The following is a 4,344-nucleotide window of genomic DNA, read 5'->3' as shown; positions in this document are numbered from 1 at the left end:
GGGAGTACTTAGGTCAAAATGCCTTCAAAACACCACAAAGAAAATCATGTAAAAACAAGACATTGAATGCATGTTTTGAAAGACTTAATTATTAAGATCCTGTATATGAGCTGAAGTTAAAGGAAAAAATCAGACTGAAAGATAAACGGTAGAGTCCAACTGGATGGACTCTACCGTTTATCTTATGCTTTCAATTTTTCACGTACAGCCATCAACGCAAATCCTAATAAATTCAGACCATTCCACGTCAAGGGATTCTGTATATTGGGCAAATCTTCTGCCAGACCGATCCCCCAGATACGGTCAACAGGGCTAGCCTCGACTAATATTTTATCCCCAGTATTTAATAAAAATTCTGCCAGTGGTCTATTCTGGGAAAATTTTGCCAGATTACCCTCAATCACTATTTTCAATCGATGTTCATCCCAAATCGATTGGTTAAAACCACGTATCTCTCGGCCATATGCTTTCGTGGCGCCTGGATTTTTAGCATTGATAATTTTTTCCAGAGCGTCGAGATCATTAAACAAGCGAGCTTTCCCCGCCATCATATAGTGCTCCGCACTTGCATATTTTACATCATTAACAGTAAATTGAACTGGATACCACTGGCTTAAACAAGACTTGGTTATGTGGTTGGTATGATTGGTTTTATGCCCCCAGAAAAAAAGATATTTCAGCTTTTTTCCTGATTGGTATAAATCACATAGTGTTTTAATATCCATATTAACTCTCTATAAAACGCTAATTTAGCTTAAATGCATAAATACGCTCCTATCATACAATTTTTTTTATATTTGTCGATGAATATCCCAGCAGTTTTATTGATATAGAATAAGAACCTCAAATATAAGTTTGAATAAAAGTAACAAACATAAAAAATGGCAAATAAAAATAATTACATGTTCTCTGAATAACTTATCATATTATCTTGAAATCATTTAATATTTGCTCTTCGCCCAATAACAAAAACGGCAACCAATCCCACCAAATCGACAGTGATTAAAGTGCCAGCAAATAACATTTCTCCTTTCAATGCAAAAACAGTAGCAATAATTAAGATGAACATGGTGATAAAAAAGCCCATCCATTGCCCTCTTCTGTCCCGGCTTATCAGGCCATCAACTGCTTTTTTCTGTTTCTCATGGCGAAAAGCCTGCTCTTTTTCCCCGAAAGAAAATAGTCTTTCTGCACAACCAGGTAGAATTTCCTCATAGTTTTTTAATGCATCAGGGGATGGGAAGGATGAACAGCAAGAAACCACCTGATTTTCGATTAAATCTACACTGGCCGAGTCAATATTTAAAGTATCGCGATAATCGTTTGCGGGCATGATATCAAGAATACTCCCTATCACTCTGAAATAATGACGAATGTTAGAATTCATGTTCTCTCCTGAGCAATATACACAAAAAACATCTTAATAAAATCAGCGAAATAACTAAGTCCAACCTATAATTTAGTTGAATTAATTATACTTTTGATATTTTTTTCCCCCGTAGTACAGCCTGCTTTTGACTCGGAAATGGGCGGCATTCTTCCGCTTTATAGGTTCCATCTTCTTGACGAATCAAAAATATTTTACGCCCAGATCGCAATGCTTTACTGATCGCAGTTTGATGAACACCAACCAAAAGTGCTGTTTTGGCTTGGCCATTTAATTTTACATATTCTGATAATGGAATTTTTTCCATGCCGTTCCTCCTGTCTATTTCAGAATAATATCTAAAGTACTAAATATTTCAATACTTTTAGTATTTATCATTTCAATAGCATTGGTATTAAAATGAGTGCATGAAAAAGAAACTCACAGTAGAACAGCTTGCAGATGCCGCACGCTTAAAAGCACTCTTTGAGTCTAAGAAAAAACAACTTGGCATCTCTCAAGAAATACTTGCAGAAGAAATTGGCAAGACTCAAAGTGCGATTTCACACTATCTCAATGGCATCAATGCCCTTAATTTGGAGATGGCAGCCTATTTTGCCCAAAAATTGGACGTCAAAATTGCAGATTTCAGCCCATCGCTGGATAAACAGGCAAGGAAACTCGTAGCCGTTCTTTATGGAGATAATGCTGCGTTTTCAGCTCATCCAAATCCTCAAAAACAATATCCACTACTCGAATGGGTAAATGTAGATCATTGGTGCGAAGAGCCAGCGCCTAAATATCATACAAATGATGTCGAAAAGAGATATGAAACTTCTGTCGAATGTTCACAACGTGCTTTTTGGTTGGAAGTCAAAGGAGATTCGATGGTGTCGCCGAATGGATTAAGCGTACCACAAGGCATGATCATTTTAGTTGACCCAGAAGTGAAACCTACAACCAATAACTTGGTCGTAGCAAAACTTGATGGTGAAAAAGAACCCACTTTCAAGCAATTGATCACTGAGGGATATGATACCTTTTTAAAGCCATTGAACGCCCAATATAATATGATTCCCCTCAATAACCATGTGCATATTATCGGGGTGGTTGTAGAAGCAAAGATTGGGAAACTACCTTGAGTAATAATATAGAACTATTGTTCCAATTATATCGGCCACTTTTTTGTTTACTGATTTGTTGATTATTCTCACTCCCCTAAAAATATAGTGAATTATATTTCTTGGGGAATTGATTAACTTACTTCCTCCATTAACTTCAAATTTAGACTTACTGATTTAATCTAAGTCAGAACCTATGTTAAATTGTTCCATGATATTCAACGATACACACAATGCCCAGAGTGTTTCCAGATTGTGATTCCCGTTACCAGCCTCCAATTGTGACAGCGTGGATTTTGCAATACCGGCGCGTCGTGCAACTTCCGCCAGTGAAAAACCTGTACGTACCCGCTCACGGACTAAACTTTTTGCAATTACGCTGATTGGCTCTGTCATGCTATTACTCCAGCGTTCCGGCCCATCATTAGCCAAGGAGCAGTCGAAAAAAAGACGAAGAAACTACCTCTCCCTGCGCTCTGGCAGAGCGTGTACAGCCAGAAATTCAGGCGTTTTACAGAAAACCTGATCATCCACTTCTAAGACATGACACAACGGAGTTACACCTGCTTTATCAGCCACTCCTTTTAACCATTCGCGTTGCTTACGTGTAATAGATAGAAATGCTTTATGTAGGGCTGGCTTACCAAATATAGCAAAATCATACTAATATGTCATAATATCCAAATCCAACATGATAAGGCATAAAGTGAAATGGGTTACAGTCTAGATTTTCGAAAACGAGTACTGGCATACAAAGATAAGCATTCGTTGACTTTCGAACAAACGAGTGCCCATTTTGAGATTTCTATTCGTACCCTGTTCCGGTGGAGTCATAAAATAGAACCTTGCATGACGCGTGATAAGCCTCCCATGAAAATTCCTGATGAGGTGCTCATCGCGGATGTCCAAAATTTTCCTGATGACTATCAATGGGAAAGAGCAAAGCGCTTAGGGGTCTCACAATCGGCGATTCATTACGCGTTGAAACGGCTTCGCCTCACTCATAAAAAAAACCTTAAAACATCCTCGCGCTGATCCTCAGCGTCGTCAGGCGTTTGTCGAACGCATCAGCGGCTATAAACAGGAAGGCAAACCGATTGTGTATTTGGATGAAAGTGGTTTCGCGCAGTCAATGCCACGGATATACGGGTATTCAGAGAAAGGGCAGCGTTGTTTTGGTACACAGGATTGGCACGCGAAAGGCCGTATTAACGTGATTGGAGCAATTCTCGAAAATACGTTCATCACCTTAAGCTTATTTACTGGCAACATTAACGCCGATGTCTTTCATGCGTGGGTGACGCAGGATTTATTGCCCAAACTCCCACACGGTGCCGTGATAGTCATGGATAATGCGCGTTTTCATAAACGACTTGATACGATACAAGCGATAGCAGAGAGTCAATATCAATTAGAATGGCTGCCCGCTTATAGTCCGGACTTGAATCCCATAGAACACAAATGGGGTGGGGCAAAAGCGATAAGAAGACAAAAAAGATGTTCAGTTGATGAGTTGTTCACCGAGCACATCGAATGTGTCAGGTTATGTTGATTCTGCTATACATTGGGACCATCTCGAACAACTAACGAACTATTTTCCGTATAGAAGTCCATTAGAAAATCAAAATCTTCCCCAGTAATAGCTTTGTCAGCCTTCGCTATCAAACTCGTTAATGTTTCAGTGTACTGTTTACATTCTTTCTCTGAATACATATTTACTCCTTAGAGGAAAGCCAGTTAAGGCGTAATAAGTATCCCCCGGCATAGCCGGGGGTTTTTCATATGCGCCTATAAGGCTCTCTTACCAGCCGCGCCCTAACAGGCGCATCGCAATCTGACATTTGCATTCTATTGATT

At 39.3% G+C, this 4,344-nt stretch carries 6 protein-coding genes and 1 pseudogene; 3 read left to right on the top strand and 4 right to left on the bottom strand.

Annotated features, from left to right (window positions below; translation table 11 throughout):
* Nucleotides 1–182: 182 nt before the first annotated feature.
* The 3 genes from AAC854_RS21375 to AAC854_RS21365 all read right to left on the bottom strand — a co-directional run bounded on the left by AAC854_RS21375 (nucleotide 183) and on the right by AAC854_RS21365 (nucleotide 1,694).
* Complete coding sequence (locus AAC854_RS21375) at nucleotides 183–725, bottom strand: NADAR family protein (protein WP_340618853.1); 543 nt, start codon at nucleotides 723–725, stop codon at nucleotides 183–185.
* 212 nt (nucleotides 726–937) lie between these two features.
* Nucleotides 938–1,387, bottom strand: coding sequence for a DUF2335 domain-containing protein (locus tag AAC854_RS21370; protein ID WP_340618852.1), 450 nt, complete (start codon nucleotides 1,385–1,387; stop codon nucleotides 938–940).
* Between the two features lie 85 nt (nucleotides 1,388–1,472).
* Nucleotides 1,473–1,694, bottom strand: a complete 222-nt coding sequence (locus AAC854_RS21365; protein ID WP_047962140.1) for a Cro/CI family transcriptional regulator — start codon at nucleotides 1,692–1,694, stop codon at nucleotides 1,473–1,475.
* Nucleotides 1,695–1,794: 100 nt separating this feature from the next.
* Between AAC854_RS21365 and AAC854_RS21360 the strand changes: the two genes are divergently transcribed.
* Complete coding sequence (locus AAC854_RS21360; RefSeq protein WP_340618851.1) at nucleotides 1,795–2,508, top strand: LexA family protein; 714 nt, start codon at nucleotides 1,795–1,797, stop codon at nucleotides 2,506–2,508.
* A 192-nt stretch (nucleotides 2,509–2,700) separates the two neighbouring features.
* Here the strand turns inward: AAC854_RS21360 and AAC854_RS21355 are convergent.
* Nucleotides 2,701–2,883 (bottom strand): annotated as a pseudogene (locus AAC854_RS21355) (helix-turn-helix domain-containing protein); the annotation flags it as partial.
* A 315-nt stretch (nucleotides 2,884–3,198) separates the two neighbouring features.
* Between AAC854_RS21355 and AAC854_RS21350 the strand changes: the two are divergent.
* Both AAC854_RS21350 and AAC854_RS21345 read left to right on the top strand, forming a co-directional pair.
* A complete protein-coding gene (locus tag AAC854_RS21350) occupies nucleotides 3,199–3,522 on the top strand; it encodes an IS630 transposase-related protein (RefSeq protein WP_285808283.1) in 324 nt (107 codons plus the stop codon).
* Nucleotides 3,491–4,039 (top strand): IS630 family transposase, encoded by a 549-nt coding sequence (locus AAC854_RS21345; protein WP_340618854.1) that lies wholly within the window; start codon nucleotides 3,491–3,493, stop codon nucleotides 4,037–4,039. Before AAC854_RS21350 ends, AAC854_RS21345 begins: the two co-directional genes overlap by 32 nt.
* The last annotated feature ends 305 nt before the right edge of the window (nucleotides 4,040–4,344 follow it).

It is taken from the genome of Xenorhabdus entomophaga (assembly GCF_037996725.1).
Taxonomy (GTDB): domain Bacteria; phylum Pseudomonadota; class Gammaproteobacteria; order Enterobacterales; family Enterobacteriaceae; genus Xenorhabdus; species Xenorhabdus khoisanae.
This window is presented reverse-complemented; position numbering and strand designations above follow the sequence as displayed.

Bases quoted from the DNA above. Each gene is read 5' to 3' on its own strand.
- AAC854_RS21365 (WP_047962140.1), bottom strand. From the start codon at position 1,694: ATGGAAAAAATTCCATTATCAGAATATGTAAAATTAAATGGCCAAGCC.
- AAC854_RS21350 (WP_285808283.1), top strand. From the start codon at position 3,199: ATGGGTTACAGTCTAGATTTTCGAAAACGAGTACTGGCATACAAAGAT.
- AAC854_RS21370 (WP_340618852.1), bottom strand. From the start codon at position 1,387: ATGAATTCTAACATTCGTCATTATTTCAGAGTGATAGGGAGTATTCTT.
- AAC854_RS21375 (WP_340618853.1), bottom strand. From the start codon at position 725: ATGGATATTAAAACACTATGTGATTTATACCAATCAGGAAAAAAGCTG.
- AAC854_RS21360 (WP_340618851.1), top strand. From the start codon at position 1,795: ATGAAAAAGAAACTCACAGTAGAACAGCTTGCAGATGCCGCACGCTTA.